This is a genomic window from Salinispora sp. H7-4 (assembly GCF_013416675.1).
GTDB lineage: Bacteria > Actinomycetota > Actinomycetes > Mycobacteriales > Micromonosporaceae > Micromonospora > Micromonospora vitiensis.
Map to the genome: position 1 here is coordinate 1 of NZ_JABZED010000068.1, position 454 is coordinate 454.

Consider the following 454-nt stretch of genomic DNA (forward strand, 5'->3'; position numbering starts at 1 on the left):
TACTCCCGGTCGACTACGAGGCCCAGCCGAACTTCTACTACTGCGGCCCCGCCGCCGCCCGTAACGCCCTGTCCGTACAGGACAAGGACATCGACGTGGACACGATGGCCGAGCGGATGGGCACCACCGAGTCCGGCACCGACTCCATCAACGACATCACCCCGGTACTGAACACCGAAACCGGCCGCGACGTGTACCGCAGCGTCGAGATCTCCACCCCCGATGCCGACGACAAGCAGACCGACACCCTGCGCGAGGACATCATCCGCACCGTCGACGACGGCCGCGCCGTCGTGGCCAACATCGCCGGCACCGCCACCGACACCAACGGCGAGAGCCACTCCTTCGCCGGCGGCCACTACATCACCGTCAACGGCTACCGCGACGCCGGCAACCAGGTGAAGATCGCCGACTCGGCGAACCCGAACACCGCCGAGTACTGGATCACCACCGA

Annotated in this window: 1 protein-coding gene; it reads left to right on the top strand. The window is 66.7% G+C overall.

Translation table 11 applies throughout. From position 1 onward, the window contains the following. Positions 1–454, top strand: a 454-nt coding sequence (locus H0524_RS23565; protein ID WP_180200620.1) for a C39 family peptidase, incomplete at both ends; no start/stop codon positions are given.